This window comes from Streptomyces coacervatus, assembly GCF_029223485.1.
In the GTDB taxonomy this organism is placed as follows: Bacteria; Actinomycetota; Actinomycetes; order Streptomycetales; family Streptomycetaceae; genus Streptomyces; species Streptomyces coacervatus.
This window is the reverse complement of the sequence record NZ_JARHTP010000018.1, coordinates 247,906-262,063: the sequence shown is the minus strand read 5'-3', so window position 1 is coordinate 262,063 and position 14,158 is coordinate 247,906. Positions and strand designations below refer to the sequence as shown.

At 69.7% G+C, this 14,158-nt stretch carries 13 protein-coding genes and 1 pseudogene; 7 read left to right on the top strand and 7 right to left on the bottom strand.

The features are described 5' to 3' along the window. A pseudogene (locus P2Q00_RS37275) lies at window positions 1-132 on the top strand (IS481 family transposase); the annotation flags it as partial. 88 nt (window positions 133-220) lie between these two features. Further along, the gene (locus tag P2Q00_RS37270) at window positions 221-892 is read left to right on the top strand and encodes a nucleotidyl transferase AbiEii/AbiGii toxin family protein (RefSeq protein WP_275778532.1); all 672 of its coding nucleotides are present in this window, start codon (window positions 221-223) and stop codon (window positions 890-892) included. Between the two features lie 115 nt (window positions 893-1,007). Here the strand turns inward: P2Q00_RS37270 and P2Q00_RS37265 are convergent, their stop codons facing one another. Then, entirely contained in the window at window positions 1,008-1,853 is an 846-nt protein-coding gene (locus tag P2Q00_RS37265) for a patatin-like phospholipase family protein (RefSeq protein WP_275778530.1), read from the bottom strand. A 149-nt stretch (window positions 1,854-2,002) separates the two neighbouring features. Between P2Q00_RS37265 and P2Q00_RS37260 the strand changes: the two genes are divergently transcribed. Beyond that, complete coding sequence (locus P2Q00_RS37260) at window positions 2,003-2,707, top strand: TetR/AcrR family transcriptional regulator (RefSeq protein WP_275778528.1); 705 nt, start codon at window positions 2,003-2,005, stop codon at window positions 2,705-2,707. Between the two features lie 75 nt (window positions 2,708-2,782). Beyond that, window positions 2,783-3,493: a DUF4328 domain-containing protein gene (locus P2Q00_RS37255; protein ID WP_275778526.1), complete on the top strand. Its 711-nt coding sequence runs from the start codon at window positions 2,783-2,785 to the stop codon at window positions 3,491-3,493. A gap of 53 nt (window positions 3,494-3,546) precedes the next feature. On the opposite strand, the gene P2Q00_RS37250 is transcribed toward P2Q00_RS37255, so the two are convergent. Together P2Q00_RS37250 and P2Q00_RS37245 are read right to left on the bottom strand one after the other, a co-directional pair. Beyond that, window positions 3,547-4,497 carry an SCO2400 family protein gene (locus P2Q00_RS37250; RefSeq protein ID WP_275778525.1) on the bottom strand — a complete coding sequence of 317 codons (951 nt, stop codon included), beginning with the start codon at window positions 4,495-4,497 and terminating at the stop codon, window positions 3,547-3,549. Between the two features lie 154 nt (window positions 4,498-4,651). Further along, entirely contained in the window at window positions 4,652-5,020 is a 369-nt protein-coding gene (locus P2Q00_RS37245; RefSeq protein WP_275778524.1) for a DUF4333 domain-containing protein, read from the bottom strand. Between the two features lie 87 nt (window positions 5,021-5,107). Between P2Q00_RS37245 and P2Q00_RS37240 the strand changes: the two genes are divergently transcribed. After that, window positions 5,108-6,328, top strand: coding sequence for a sensor histidine kinase (locus P2Q00_RS37240; protein ID WP_275778523.1), 1,221 nt, complete (start codon window positions 5,108-5,110; stop codon window positions 6,326-6,328). An 11-nt stretch (window positions 6,329-6,339) separates the two neighbouring features. Here P2Q00_RS37240 and P2Q00_RS37235 read toward each other — a convergent pair whose 3' ends face one another. Next, complete coding sequence (locus P2Q00_RS37235; protein WP_275778521.1) at window positions 6,340-7,413, bottom strand: chitinase; 1,074 nt, start codon at window positions 7,411-7,413, stop codon at window positions 6,340-6,342. 197 nt (window positions 7,414-7,610) lie between these two features. Between P2Q00_RS37235 and P2Q00_RS37230 the strand changes: the two genes are divergently transcribed. Together P2Q00_RS37230 and P2Q00_RS37225 are read left to right on the top strand one after the other, a co-directional pair. After that, window positions 7,611-9,266, top strand: coding sequence for an MFS transporter (locus tag P2Q00_RS37230; RefSeq protein WP_275778519.1), 1,656 nt, complete (start codon window positions 7,611-7,613; stop codon window positions 9,264-9,266). A gap of 125 nt (window positions 9,267-9,391) precedes the next feature. Continuing rightward, window positions 9,392-10,741, top strand: a complete 1,350-nt coding sequence (locus P2Q00_RS37225) for a COG1361 family protein (RefSeq protein ID WP_275778517.1) — start codon at window positions 9,392-9,394, stop codon at window positions 10,739-10,741. A 68-nt stretch (window positions 10,742-10,809) separates the two neighbouring features. Here the strand turns inward: P2Q00_RS37225 and P2Q00_RS37220 are convergent, their stop codons facing one another. The 3 genes from P2Q00_RS37220 to P2Q00_RS37210 form a co-directional block, all read right to left on the bottom strand. After that, on the bottom strand, window positions 10,810-11,109 hold the full coding sequence (locus tag P2Q00_RS37220) for a zinc-ribbon domain-containing protein (protein WP_275778560.1): 300 nt from the start codon (window positions 11,107-11,109) through the stop codon (window positions 10,810-10,812). 550 nt (window positions 11,110-11,659) lie between these two features. Beyond that, the gene (locus P2Q00_RS37215; protein WP_275778516.1) at window positions 11,660-12,202 is read right to left on the bottom strand and encodes a hypothetical protein; all 543 of its coding nucleotides are present in this window, start codon (window positions 12,200-12,202) and stop codon (window positions 11,660-11,662) included. Between the two features lie 430 nt (window positions 12,203-12,632). Next, complete coding sequence (locus tag P2Q00_RS37210) at window positions 12,633-13,805, bottom strand: serine hydrolase domain-containing protein (RefSeq protein WP_275778515.1); 1,173 nt, start codon at window positions 13,803-13,805, stop codon at window positions 12,633-12,635. Window positions 13,806-14,158 lie beyond the last annotated feature (353 nt).

The following is a 14,158-nucleotide window of genomic DNA, read 5'->3' as shown; positions in this document are numbered from 1 at the left end:
CACTCGCAGGCTGAACGGCACGCAGCATTCGCCGGCTGGCTGCACACCTACAATCACCACCGCGGACACACCGCGCTGAAGGGCCAGCCACCCGCCAGCCGCGTTCCTAACCTCTCAGGGCAATACACCTAGCGCTCGGTGCCCCGAGTAATAATCCGGACATGGCTGCACCGCCCTCCCCCTCTGACCTGCGTCGCGCGAAGACCACTCTGGCCGTGGCGTGAATCCGACCGAACTGCAGCGTCGCCTGCTGACCGACGTACTTGCCGTCGGCGCTCCCTACCCGCTCGCACTCACGGGCGATTACGGCGTGCAGGCGCACGGCCTGGTCGACCGCCCCGGCCAGGACCTCGACGTCGCCACCGAGAATCCCGAGGGCATGGAGCAGATCGCTGCCGCCGTGCGGGCGGGGCTGGCGGAACGAGGCTGGCAGGTAAGGGCGTTGGAGACGGATCCTCTCTGCGCACAGCTGATCGTCACCGACCCGGACAGTGGCGACGACTACGAGGTCGACGTGCTCAAGGAAGTCCTGTGGCGGCCGCCCGTGCAGACCGAGTACGGCCTGACCCTCTCTCTCGAGGACGTCGTCGGCACCGGAGTCCGGGCCTTGGTCGACCGCGGCCTCGCCCGCGACCTCATCGACGTCCGAGCCGCCGCGAATCGCTGGACCCACCCCGAACTCGAAGAACTCGGCCGCCGCCACGCCCTCGACACCTTCGATCTCGCCGACCTTCAGGCACGTCTGGTCGGCGCGGAGTGGATCGACGACACCGAGTTCGCCGCCTACGGGCTCGACGCGGACGCGATCACCGAACTCCGCCAGTGGGCACAAGTATGGGCCGACGACATCGCGGAACGGCTGGTGGAAGGGGAGCCGCCGGAGGACGAGTGAGCCACCGGCGTCACTCGGCTACTCCTCAACTAGGCCACTTTGACTGGCAGTTCGGCCAGTCCGCGTAGCAGTGCGCTGGTCCGCCAGGGCAAGAGCGCCGGATCGGTGGCGAAGGTCATGCCTGCCACACCTCGGCCACCGACTCCGCCGACGCCGTGGCCTGGGCGTATCCGGCGCGGGCCGCGGCGGGGACGCGGGCGTTCGCCGTCATGTCGCGCCCCATCGCCCGGCGCGCGGTGCGGTCCGGGCACAGGAGGGATACGGCGGCCCCGTCGTCGGCGAGTTCGGCGGCTTGCCGTGGTGCGCTCGGGTGCGGTCCGACCGCGTTCGGGATCGGGACGACGGCCAGCACCCGGCCGTATCCGCGGGCCAGTTGGAGGTTGGCCGTGGAGCGGGTGCCGCCGTCGATCCAGTGGCGGCCGACCAGTGCGACGGGCGGCCAGACCAGCGGGACGGCGCAGCTGGCCGCCACCGCGTCGACGAGACCCACCTTCGCGTCCGCGTCGAAGGCCGCCACCTCCCCGGTCACCGCGTCGACCGCGGCGATCCGCAATGGCCGTGCGGGCCAGTCCGTCGCCCCCCGCAGCAACTCCCTTACGGCGGCGGACATTTCAGCCGCGGGCGGTGTGCGGGCGGCGAGGGCGGCCCGGCCCAGGCGCCGTATCGAGCGCTCGGGGTCCCGGGAACCCATGGCGGCCCAGAGGAAGCGGAGGGTCTGGGCGGCAGTGACGTCGAGGTCGATGCGGTCGTCGCCGGCCAGCAGGCGCTCGTACAGCTCGCGCGGGGGTTGACCGCAGGCCAGCCGGGAGCCGTAGATCGCGCCGGCCGAGGTGCCGATCACCACGTCGGCCCGGTCGAGGTCGATGCCCGCGTCGGTGAGGCCGGCGAGAACTCCCGTCATCCACGCGCCGCCGACGGGGCCTCCGCCGCCGAGTACCAGTGCGGTGCCGCTTGCGCTCACAACGTCCCCCTCAGGAAGTGCGGAGCGGTCCCGCTCTCCCCCGCGAAGCGGGACCGCTGCTTGAAATGGGGAGTGCTCCCCATTTCGCCGTCCGACGATAGCATGAGTACCGGGGAGCACTCCCCACTTCTTCCCGGAGGGCGATGACGATGACCGTCGGCGCAGGCGATGCAGCCGCCCCGCAGCGGCGTGACGCGCGGCGGAACCGGAAACTCCTGGTGGAGGCGGCCCACGAGGTGTTCACCGAGCAGGGGCTGCACGCGCCGCTGGACGTGATCGCCCGCCGGGCGGCCGTCGGCAACGCGACGCTCTACCGGCACTTCCCCACGCGCGCCGCCCTCATCGACGCCGTCTTCCGCGACCAGCTCGGTGCGACGGTCGCCGCGGGTGAGCTGGCCCGGACCGCCCCCGACGCCTGGACCGGCCTCGACGCCTATCTCCAGGCCGTCTTCCGTACCCTGGCGGCCGACCGCGGCACCAACGACCTCATGACGACCCATGTCCAGGGCATCGAGGCGCTGGACGATGTGCACGCACACAACCGGGATACGCTGGAACTGCTGCTGGCGCGCGGGCGCAAGGAGGGCACGATCCGTGCGGACGTCACCACGGAGGACGTCCTGTTCGCGCTGGCCGCCCTCGGCCGCGCCGTCCCGGCCCTGACCGCCGCGACCGCCGCGACCACACCGGAGACACCGGACACCTGGCGCCGCCCCCTCGCCCTGCTCCTCGACGGCCTGCGCCCGGCACCGGCGTCCCTTCCGGACCCCGCCCTCACGGCCGCCCAGCTCGCCGACGTGCTACGGGAACTGGGCCCGCACCGTGCGCCCGCGCGGGCCGTGAAAGATGAGTGAAGGGCCGATGGCCGATGGCCGCTGCCGCGCATGTCGGAGTGGCGGGCGTCGCCCGTCGTCGGCGAGGATGCCCCGGTGAACGACCACATAGAGCCCCCCACAGCCTTCTCGGCTTCCCCCGCCCCCGCCCTGCGCCCGGTCCGTGCCGCAAGCCTCGTCGCCATGGTCACCCTCGCCCTTGCCGGTGCCGGATGGGTGGCGCGGGCCGTCTGGCACATCCGGCTTGCGATGGCCGGGGAGCCCGCCTCCGGGCCGCCGGATCAGGGCGGGGGGAACCACCGGACGCTGACCTCGCTGGAGGACTCGTACCACCTCGTCGGCACAGCGTCGGGCTTTGCCGCGCTGGTCTGCGGGATCGCGTTCGTGGTGTGGCTGGGCCGCGTCCGGGACAACGGGGGCGATCTGGCCGGGACCAGGCCGCGCTACTCCGCCCTGTGGGTGTACTTCGGCTGGATCGTGCCCATCATCAACCTGTGGTTCCCCCGCGGGATCGTCGCGGACGCCTACCGGTCCAGCGCTCCCGGCGAACGGCTGCCCCGCTCCCTGAACGTGTGGTGGGGCCTGTGGCTGATCGGCGCGTTCGGTGGAGTCGGCATCACGGGCGGCGACTCCGCCGACAAGGTCATCGCCCGCGCCTACACGCATGTGTGGCAGCTCCTGGCGTTCGACGCGGCGGTCGTCGGCGCGGCCGTGGCCGGCATCTTCGTCGTCCGCGCCGTCACCGCCGTACAGCAGCGCCACCTGGACGGGGATGCGCTGCAGTACGGCGGGTCACCGGTTTCGTGAACTCGCCTGAAGGAGAGGCGAGTTGACCCAAGAGGTCTAAGAGATCTAAGAGGTCAGCTCACGCACAGCAGGTTGAGCACGCAGAGCCCCGACGGGGACGTCGACGCCGTGCCGGAGCCCGACTGGGACGTGTCCGAAGAACCGGACCCGGACGTGTTCGAGGACGAGCCGGACGACGTGCTCGACGATCCCGATCCCGATCCCGATCCGGAGCTCGTGCTCGTGCCGGAAGTGGATGTCGAGGACGAGGGCTGAGTCGTCTTCGACACGGTGTCGGTGGCCGTCGAGGTGGTGTCCTCGACGGCCCCGGTCGCCTGCTGTACCGCCGTCGCCGACGTCGAGCTCGGCTTGGGGGCCGTGTACTGCTGGGTCTTCGCCGAGTCGGTGTGGGGCGCGGTGGCAGTGGTGGAGCGCTGCGCGCTGCCGCCCGTGGACGCCTCGTCGGCACGCGGCTTGCGGTGCTTGCCCGTGCCCGGGGCGGTCGACGGGAGATCCGCCGACGTGTCCACCGACTTCTCCCCGGAACCCATGCTCGACAGGTCCGTGGCCGCCGACGCCTGGTTGCCGTGGCCCGAGCCGCGGTCCATCGAGGCGACGGTCAGTCCGCCGCCGACGAGGGCGACGGCGGTCGCGACCACGGCCTTGCGCTGGTTCTTCTTCCAGCGGGCCCGCTGCCGGCGCCGGGCCGCCCGGCCCGGCCCCTGCGAGGCGGAAACGGACGCGGAAACGGACGCCGTTGCCGGCCTCTCGGCGCCACCCTCGGCCGCCTGGAAGTCGTCGAGGCCGCCGAGGCCGTCGAAGTCGTCGTACGCATCGGCGTCGGGTATCCCGGCCGATATCCCCGCAGATGCCGCGGCCGGCTCCGGCCAGGACGCCATGGCGGCCGGGGCCGCGGTGGTGCGGCCGTGTGCGGTCACCGGTGCGATGTCCGGGGCGTAGGCACCGCAACCGGGGCACACCAGGGCGCCGTTGAGGTGCCGGCGGCACGAGGAGCAGTAGTCCATCGCCTGTCTTCCTGACGGTTCGCACGGGAGATCCGAACGGGAGATCCGAACGGGCGCCAACGGTAACGGTGGATTCGCAAGACTGTGTGAGGTCTGTGTGCACCTCCTGCGCGGATTCTCTTCACGCCTCGCACCCGGCGGTCGAACTCGCAGGTCAGCGGCGGAACTTCCAGGTGATGTGGGAGTCCGTGGCCCTGATCACAGTCACCGGGATGTCGACGGTGGTGCCGTCGTTCTTGCGGCCGGTACAGGTGATGGTGGTGTGGGCGACCGCCTTCAGACCGCTCGGGCAGGACACATGGACCTTCACACCGACCCAGGGGAGCGGGTGGTACAGGCTCTCGGTGCGCCCGGCGACGATGTTCGACGCGAGTGCCCGGTGGCCGTCCACCGTGACGGTGTCGTACTGGTTCAGCTCGGTCGTCGACTCGGTGCGGGAGATCAGCCGTGTGCCGAGACCGCCGACGAGAAGCACGGCGGCCGCGCCGCCCACGACACCGACGAGGAACTTGCTGTCCGGCATGACGGGAAAGTACCAGTCGTAGTTACCGCCTCCGCCTCGACCGTTCGGCCGATCCCGTGGCAGGCCGGGCCGCATACCGTGATCCGTATGCTGCAGCTTCCGGACCGGGCCGCCTGGCTACGGGGCTTCGCCCGAGGCGCCTCCGTCGGCGCCCTGCTCGCGCTCTCGGCGTGGGACCTGCTGATCGCGGGCGACGCGGGCTACCCCGCCTGGCGTCCGGCCGCCGTCCTGGCAGTCGGCCTGACCGCCGTACTGTGGCCGGCCACGTGCCGCCCCCCATGGCTCACCCCGCAACTGCGCACCGCCGCACCCGCGCTGCTCTCCCTCCTCTACACAGCGGCTTCCTTCATACGGCACCGGATCGTGCCCTTCGGCCCCGGCGAGATCGCCGTACTGCTGTGTCTGCTGTTCATCGCCGTACGGCACTGCACTCCGCGCTGGGCCGTGATCAGCGGCGTACTGGCCGCGGGGGCCGTGCTGCTCATGCCGGTCCGCTACTACCGGACGCTGTGGTCGGGCGACGAGGCGCCGGTGTACGTCCTGGTCGGGCTGGTCCTGGTGGGCCTGGTCGGCGGCCTCGCGGCCTACTTGCGCTCCGTCGACTACCGCCGCACGGTCGCCGTCGCCGACACCCGCCGCGAGGAGCGGCTGGCGATCGCCGCGGACCTGCACGACTTCGTCGCCCACCATGTCACCGGCATCCTCGTACAGACCCAGATGACCCGCATGATGGCGGCCGCCCCGCCTGAGCAGCGGGGCGACGGCCTCGATCCGGTCCTCGCGGGCATCGAACGCGCCGCCACCGAGGCACTGGCGTCCATGCGCCGCACGGTCGGCGTCCTGCGCGACACCACGGAGCAGGCGGACCGGCGCCCGGTGGGCGACCTCGCCTCCATTGCCGAACTGACGGACGGTTTTGCGAGCCCCGGCGGGCGCGTCACCCTGCATCGCGACCCCGACGCCTCCGACGACCTCCCGCACGAGGTGCAGGCGGCCGCCTTCCGAGTCGTCCAGGAGTCCCTGACGAACGTCCGCCGCCACGCCGCCGACGCCACCGAGATCACCGTCGCTCTGGGATACGACGGCGCCGCGCTGTCGGTGACGGTGACGGACGACGGCCGCGGCGGCGCCCAGCTCCCCGCCGCGGCGCACGGCGGGGGCTTCGGCCTGGTGGGCCTGAGGGAACGCGTCACCGCGCTGGGCGGCGAACTGCGGACGGGGCCGAGGACGACGGGCCCCGGCTGGGAGGTGCGGGCACTGCTGCCGACGCCCGACGGAAAGGACCAGAAGAACGGACGGAGAGAGTGAGTTCGCAGCTGTCAGCGGTGCGTGAACCGCTCGAAGGCGTGGCTGAAGAACCAGGTGTCCTGGGCGATCCCGGAGCAGGAGTTGGCACCGGCGGTGCCCACACAGCCGCCGTTGTCGCGCTGGAGCGCCCAGAAGGAAAGGGTGTCGATGCCCTTGCCCTCGGCCCACTTCTCGACCTTCGCGGCGTCGTCGGTGGTGAAGGTCTCCTGGGGCCCGAAGTCGTCGATGCCGGGCATCTCGGTGACACCGACCGTGTGCCAGAGCTGCGCACGGCTCTTGTGCGGGTGCAGGGCGGCGAGTTGACCGACGAGCCCGGCGGCGGCCGTCTGGGTGTCGGCGGCCATGTCGTGGGTGGCGCCGTCCCAGTAGTCGAAGGTCATGATGTTGACGACGTCCACGCGCGCGTGGTTGTCGACGGCGTTCTGCAGTAGCGCCACGCCGTTCGGCGCGAGACCGGTGGCGGTCGTGGGCAGCGTGTACGAGAACTGCACCCGCCGCCCGGTGCGTTCGGCCCATCGCTGCACCTCGGCGATGGCCTTGTTGCGGCGGTCGATCCCGGCGGTGTTGTTGATGGAGTCGGCCTCGACGTCGAGATCGATCCGCTCGACCCCGTACGTGGTCACCAGGCTCTCGTAGACCTTGGCGATGGCGTCGACGCTGGTGCAGCTGTCGGCGAGTTCGGTACCGGTGGTGTCGGCGCCGTAGCCGCCGAAGGAGGGGATGACATTGCCGCCGCGGGCCTGGATGGCCGCGATGTCCTTGCCGAAGGAGGACGAGGCGGACCTGGAGATGGGCTGGCTGGTGTCGCCGTTCCAGTACGCGGTGCACGAACCGGCCGCGTCCGTCTGCAGAAAGGCCATGGTCAGGTACTTGTTGCCGGAGGCGGCGGCGAGTGCGGCCGGGCTCTCCCCGGTCCACGCCTCGAAGTACGGGGCGGCGACATGGGCGGGCATGGGCGCCGCGGGCCGCGAGGCCGCAGCATCCGCTCCGAAGGCCCCACCTCCCCCGAGCGCGACCAGCCCGGCCGACAGCCCGGTCACGGTGATGCAGGACAGCAACGCACGAAGAGAACGAGGTCGTCTCATTGACGCTCCCATGAGGCCGGAAGGGAAAGGGGGAACGGGGGGTGGGGGCGAACAGCGACCATCTTTGGACTAGACCAATTGTCTGTCAAGGTTCTTTACAGTTATCTGACCCTTCGTACGGAGGAGGCGTGCGCCGTCCGGTTGACCTCGCTGCGCGGCAACGGCCCGTCCCTCAGGGGCGTAGGCACGATGGGCGCATGGCCAACGGGGATGGAACAGGGGATGTAACAAACGGCGACGGAACGCCCGAAGGCTCGTCCTCAAGCCGCATCGTCCTGTTGACGCTCGCCTCGGGGCAGTTCCTGATGGCGCTGGACAGCTCCGTCATGAACGTGTCGATCGCGACCGTGGCCGAGGACGTCGGCACCACGGTGACCGGGATCCAGGGCGCGATCACCGCATACACGCTGGTCATGGCGATGTTCATGATCCCCGGCGGCAAGGTCGGCGCGCTCATCGGCCGCAAACGTGCCTTCGTGATCGGCTCCGTCATCTACGGCTGCGGTTCCCTGACCACCGCCCTCGCCCCGAACCTGACGGTGCTTCTGCTCGGCTGGTCGTTCCTCGAAGGGGTCGGCGCCGCACTCATCCTCCCCGCGATCGTGGCGCTGGTCGCGGGCAACTTCCCCCCGGAACGCCGGCCCGCCGCCTACGGTCTGGTCGCGGCAGCCGGGGCCGTGGCGATCGCGCTCGGGCCGCTCATCGGCGGCATCGCGACGACGTACTTCTCCTGGCGCTGGGTGTTCGTCGGCGAGGTCGCGATCGTCCTGGCCATCCTGCTCCTCGCCCGCCGTATCGCCGACGCACCGACCGAGGCCCGTCAGCGCCTCGACCTCATCGGCGCCGTACTCTCCGCCCTCGGGCTCGGGATCTTCGTCTACGGCGTCCTGCGCTCCGACGAATGGGGCTGGTTCAAGCCGAAGCCCGACGCCCCGGCCTGGCTCGGCGTCTCGCTCACCGTGTGGCTGATGCTGGCAGGGCTGCTGCTCGTCTGGCTCTTCCTGCGCTGGGAGGCGTACCAGGTCCGGCAACGGCGCGACCCTCTGATCGACCCGGACATGCTGCACAACCGGCAGCTCACCGGCGGCCTGACGATGTTCTTCTTCCAGTACCTCGTGCAGATGGGCGTGTTCTTCCTCGTACCGCTCTACCTCTCGGTCGCCCTGGGCCTGTCCGCCCTGTCGACCGGCGCGCACATCCTGCCGCTCTCGCTGACCCTGCTGGCAGCCGCCATCCTGATCCCGCGCTTCCTGCCCGACGTCTCGCCGCGGCTGGTGGTACGGCTCGGCGTCCTCGCGCTGTTCGCCGGGGCGGTCGTCCTGATGGCCGCGCTCGACGCGGACGCGGGCGGCGAGATCGTCACCATCCCCCTTCTGCTCATCGGCCTCGGCATGGGCGCGCTGGCCTCGCAGCTCGGGTCGGTCACCGTGTCCGCGGTGCCGGACGAGCAGAGCGCAGAGGTCGGCGGCGTCCAGAACGCCGTCACCAACCTCGGCGCGTCGATCGGCACCGCCCTCGCCGGTTCGATCCTCATCGCCGCCCTGACGACCTCGTTCCTGACGTCCGTCGAACAGAATCCGGCGATCCCGGCAGAGGTCAAGAACCAGGCGACCACCGAACTCCAGAGCGGCGTGCCCTTCCTGTCCGACGCACAGCTCAAGGACGCTCTCGACCAGGCGGGCACCAGCCCGGAAGTGACCCAGGCCGCCCTCGACGCAAACGCCGAAGCCCGCCTCGACGGCCTGCGCGCAGCCCTCGCCGTCCTCGCCGCGACCGCCCTCGTCGCCCTGTTCTTCGCCCAGCGCATTCCGACGACCCAGCCCGGGTCGAAGAGGACCCAGCCGCGGCCGTGAACGGCGACAGACGGTGCGTGGACGGCCGTACAACCTTCCGTCCCGTCAGGCCGTCCAACTCGCGCCCGGTACTGATCACTGCACCGGGGTCTCATCTGTCCCATCTGTCTCATCTGGGGGATGTCATGAGTTCTGTCCCGGTCGGGCGTGTGCTGCGCAGAGGGGCGTGTGCCGGAGCCGTGGGAGCGCTGGTGGTCGCCGGTCTCGGGAGCGGGGTCGCCGTCGCCGACGACGAGGCACAGAGCGATCAGTTGTGGATCCAGGCACCGTACGAGCAGACGGTCACCGTCGCTCCGGACGGAGGCGCGGCGCAGTACCGGTCGCTGTCTCTCGGCCTGTACCACGACAACGACAACTTCACCGTGACGGCAGGGCGGTTGACGGTCGACGTCTCGGGCCTCGCCGGGGTCGCGGACGTCTCCTGGCCGGCCAACTGCACGCCGAACGACGCCGGTACGGTCGCGGTGTGCGACACGGGCAACGTTCCGACCCGCTACAGCGCGCAGGTGCAGCTGAAGGTGCGGGCCGCGGCCGGCGCGGCCGTGGGAGCGCAGGGTGCGATCGAGTACTCCGCCACGGCCACCGGCGGACCTGACGGCACGCTCACCGCCCCGCAGGGCTCCGCGGAAACCTCCGTGACGGTCGGCTCCGGCCCGGACCTCGGCATCACAACCCCACAGGACGTCACCGACGTAGCACTCGGCACGAACCTCACCGTGCCGTTCTCCGTCACCAACACCGGCAACGAGACCGCGCACGGTTTCAGCGTGCAGATGTGGGCGACATACGGCCTCGACGTCGTCACGCGCTACCCGCAGTGCACATACACCGAGCCGGACCCCAACGGCGACTACACGCCGATGACGCACGTGACCTGCTCCTTCGACACCGAGGTAGCCCCCGGCGCCACCGTGGAGTTGCCGGAACCGCTACACCTCGCCGTCACGGACCACGCGCTCTACGAACGCTTCGACTACGAGGTCGAACCCACCGGCGACACCACCGACCTCGACACCTCCGACAACGCCCGCTCCTGGCACATCACCGCCGCCAACACCGCCGACTTCGCCGTGCACGGCACCGAGGTGAGCGGCGCGGCCGGCGACACCGTCACCGCCGGCTTCCGCTTCGTCAACCGCGGCCCGGCCTGGGTCGGCAACGTCAGCTCCGGCGACCCCGTCGCCACGATCGACTACTACCTCCCGGAGGGCACGACGGCCACCTCCGTCCCCGACACCTGCCGCAGCGCCTGGACCTCCGGCGACGACCCGGCCATCGGCCACTACGCCTGCACCCTCCCGCTGTGGGCCAAGCCGAACCTGAAGGTCGCCTTCCCGTTCCAGCTGCACATCGACCGGGTGGTCCCGGACGCGACGGGTCAGGTCGTCGTGCACCCGCACTCGGACGCGTCCTCCAACTTCGACCCGAACACGAAGAACAACACGGCGCAGGTGGTCGTGAACCCGTCGGACTGACGGCTGTGGGGGGAGGGGGCGGGCCTGCGGCTCGTCCCTTTTCCGTCTTCCGTAGCGTCGGCGACCGCTCAGACTCCAGGGTGCTGGTACGGCTGCTGCGACTGCCCGTACGCCTGACCGCCGCCGGGAGCGCCCGCGGCCTGCGCCTGCAACTGCTCGGCCTGCTCCGCGGTCACCTTCTGCTCGGTCCCGCAGAAGGTGCACTGCGTCGCGTACTTCGTCGAGATGGGAAACAGCGGCACAAAGAACAACGTGAACTTCGTGACGCGCTTCCTGAGGGTGTGCGCGGCGGGGTTGCCGCAGCCTCCGCACACGAGGGTGAGTATCGCGAGCTGGTACAGGTATCCCTTGGTGCCAAAGAAGACGATCACGGGGTGGGCCCTTCTCGGGTTATTGCCTGCCGGTGGGTGGGAGAGGCTGACGGAGATCTTCCCTCAGATTGTCCCAACAGGCGGCAAACCGCCGAACCCGGCCTGTTTCGCCACCGGGCCCCAGCATCAGGCGATCAACGCGCCATCTCCTCAAGAGTCCAGCTCAGCGTCATTGCTGACTTGCTCGTAGTGGAGGCGGTGAACATGGTGCCGCCGGCATCGGTCTGCAACTCGTAAGAGCCGCCGCACTGTACGTCTGTCGCCTGCCCCTTGGAGGGCTGAACACGGACCGGCCCCTCACCCCGGCACGTCAAAACGAGCTTCCCTGCCACTCCCGGCGTGCTGTCGGCACCGAACTGGACGGGGGTCCCAGCGACAAGGCGCAACCCTGTCCCGGAGGCGGTGACAGGCAGAGCCGATGCCGTATGAGCCGGGCTGGCCGTCCTGGAAGGGTGAGCACCAGTGGTAACTCGGTCCGCCGGGTGACCACTGCATCCCGCCAAAGCCGCAGCGGCAGCCAGAGCCGCCCACGCGGCGGGCGCACGCTTCATGAACTGGTCTCCCAGTACTTGATACGGATGGAGAGGGAAGGCGCGGTCAGGGTACCCGAACCAATGGTTTTGACATTGCAAGGGGCGACGATCTCGGTCTTCTTCCAGGGTATTTTGTATCCGTCCGATCCCGGCTTGGCGTTCCCGATCTTGTGCGGGCTGACCGCGAAGGTTCCGGTCAAGGTCGTCGAAGCCGTGATAGAGCCGTGGAGCGTGACGGACAGACTTGCCTCGGCTTTGGCGATCAGCCCGTTGATCTCGCTTTTCGCTGTACCGGTCACGGACGCGCCGACGGTGGCGCCTGCTTGGAATGCGACGCTCATCGAGCCGCCCTTGGGGCCGTACGGGCCGGAGCGGAAGACAGGGACAGGTGCGCCGATGAAGTAGCCCTGCTTGGCCCCGAAGCTGGTGGAGACCTCGCCCACTTCGGGGCAGCTCTGCGGGCTGGCAGTCGACGCATCAGCTGCTTCGGCGGCGGGAGCGGTAACCAGACTTGCTGATGCGATTGTCGCGAGCGCGGCTATTGAGGCCCGGAGCATGAATCCCCCTGGTCATGCGTTTTGCATGGTGATCTTGGTCGACCGGGAATGTAACGCGCTCATAGGTAATCGATCAACGGTTTTGATGCGAACTTGAGGTGCCTCATTTTTGACGTTCTATCAGAAGGATATTTGAGAACCCCTCAGATTGCTGCCCTTCGGGAGAGGAATGCCGAGGCGTGACGCCGCATTCTTGGTCACCGGCGTCAAGCTGACCTCTACCTACAACGCCTTCAGGTACCCCTGGGTGAATAGGGCGAATTGGATGCACTGATGAACATTTCCGGCTTCGGCACAGCGGCTCAAGGGGCCGTCGACGCTGCGGCAGCGCTGGATCAGTTCAGGTCTGCTTCCGGCCGGGGGCGGGCTCGGAGTGCGGGGGCCGCCGCAGGGCTTCCTGGTCGAAGCTGGGAGTTGTGACGGCTCCGGTCTACACCAGCGACCTTCGCACCGCGGCAACCAGCGAAGCCGCACGCACATCGCCGGCCCCTCCGATGATGTTGTTCATCACGTAACCGAAGGCAATGCCGTGCTCCACGTCGGCAAAGCCGAGTGAGCCCCCTCGCCCCGTGTGGCCGATAGCGCTCGGGCTGGTCATGGGGTTGGCTTCTGTGGGCAGCATGTATCCGGAGCTGAACCGGCTCGGGATCAGCATCACCTGGTCCTTGCCGCTGGCCTGTTCCTTGGTCGCCGCTTGCAGGGTTGTTGCGGTGAGCAGGCGTATGCCGTCCACCTTGCCGATGAGCGCGGCGTACATGCGCGCCAGTCCGTGTGCGGTGCTGATGCCGTTGGAGGCCGGGAGTTCCGCTGCCTGCACCTCGGGCGAGTCGAAGTCGATCTCGGGAGGGTCGGTAACGGCGTACGCCCTGTTGCTCAATGAGTTCGGGTCGCGCCAGGCGGCGACCAGTTCGCGGAATTCCTCGGGAATCGACTCGGCGGGCACGGTGGTGAGGTCGACGTCCGGCCGCTGGTACACCATGCGGCTGACACGTTGCCGTTGAGCCGTCGGCAGTCCGATGAAGAAGTCCAGCCCGAGGGGGGCGGCGATCTCGTGGGCGAAGAAGCGGCCCGGCATCCGGCCAGACACTCGGCGGATCACCTCGCCGACGAGCCAGCCCCAGGTGCGACCGTGATAGCCGTGTGCGGTGCCCGGCGTCCACTGGGGACGCTGAGCGGCCAGTGCGGCCGCCATCGGGTGCCAGGCCAACGCCTCGTTCAGCGGGACCGGTTGGTCCAGCGCGATCAACCCGGCCTGGTGGGACAGGAGCCAACGCACCGGGATGTCCGCCTTGCCGTTCGCGGCGAACTCCGGCCAGTACTTCGCCACCGGCGCGTCCAGGTCCAACATGCCGCGCTGGACGAGCATGTGCGCTGCGGTCGCGGTCGCTCCCTTGGTGGCCGAGTAGACCAGTTGCAGCGTGTCCCGTGTCCACGGACGACCGGTTTCCGGATCGGCGACGCCACCCCACAGGTCCACCACCGGCCGGCCGTCCCGGTACACGCATACCGCCGCGCCGATGTCCCCGTGCTGGGAGAAGTTCGCCTCGAACGCGTCACGCACCGGTTCGAATCCAGCCTCGACCTCGCCGTCGATCGTCGTCATGCCTTCCATCCTGGCATTTGGATCAACTACTCCGGCGGGGCGGGCGGGCTGGCGCTCGAAGCGCGAGACGGCGACTGTCAGGCCGCGATGGGAAGCGCCTGAAGACGCTCGCGGAACTCGCGGACGGCGGGGACGAATTTGTGCGGTTCGAGCCGAGCGTAGAACTCTTTGAGGCGGTCCAGCGCTAGTACGAACTGACACCGCTCTCCAAGAGCCCTGCGCCGTAGTGCGCGGCGTCCAGCGCCCCCTCCAGGTCGCCGCCGGTGAGCCGCGCCTCTGCAAGCGGCTGGACTGTACGGCCTTGTTCCGAGGAGCCGTGCTCTCCACGGAGGACTCCAGGGAACTCGTCGCGC